Raw genomic sequence first — 850 nt, 5'->3', positions numbered from 1 at the left:
GAAAAAAACTTTTTTTAGGCGTTAAAGAATATGAAGGAGGACTGTGGGATGAAGTCTTATGGTGTTAAATGTCTAATCCGACAGTCTCGTTGGATCTATAAAACCTTTAGAGCCATTAGCTAGAATAATGCTAGAGAGTGATGCGTTGGTAATGATAGATCTTCGTGAGAATGAGCTTAGAGTTGAGCCTGAAATTATGAGCAAAAAAATTACTCAAGGCTGGCTAAATACTTTGAAACAGTTAGAAATACCTCTTGTTCATACATCTTCTACTATGGGCGGTGTTCTGTTTATGAAGGAGGTAAGAGGGTTATCTATATCTGGATCAGCAAGTGGATGGATCTATTTTTCAGGTAAAAACAGTAATGCTACTTTTGTGGATGATATCGAGCAGTATATGAGTAACCTTTCTGAAGATGTTGATGTGGATAGAATTGAAGTTATACAGCGTCTTGATGATAAGTGGGGTGTGTTTGTTAAAACATTCTAATAGTGAGATTAGAATGCTTTAACAATGATTGTAAAAAAATGTTTATCTTTGATCGGGTTTTATATTTTTTAAAAAGTCTAGGGTTTTAATCTTTATGTTGATGTTTTTATTAATCCCTAGTCTTTGGGTGTTAATCTCTATGCTTTGGTCTATTGTTTTCCTTGGGATGGATTCTATTTTTGTTAATATTTCTTTTTCATATAAGTAGTCGCCCCTGAAAAATACGTAACCGTATGATTTATAGTGGTTTATAATGCGGTTCGATTATAGAAAACCCGCTTTTTTTGCCCTTCACGGCCCAAATAGTTGCAGAATCGTTGATTTATGAAACCGAAGAAGAAGCTTTCAGAACCGCAAAAC

1 protein-coding gene is annotated in these 850 nt (G+C 34.6%); it reads left to right on the top strand.

The genetic code is table 11. The annotated features are described in order from the left end of the window. Nucleotides 1-151: 151 nt before the first annotated feature. Entirely contained in the window at nucleotides 152-490 is a 339-nt protein-coding gene (locus ACXAF9_RS18145) for a hypothetical protein (RefSeq protein WP_475076827.1), read from the top strand. Nucleotides 491-850 lie beyond the last annotated feature (360 nt).

It is taken from the genome of Neptunomonas sp. ABH4_499 (genome assembly GCF_056160565.1).
The sequence above is the reverse complement of the archived record's forward strand: the minus strand, read 5'-3'. Positions and strand labels throughout refer to the sequence as shown.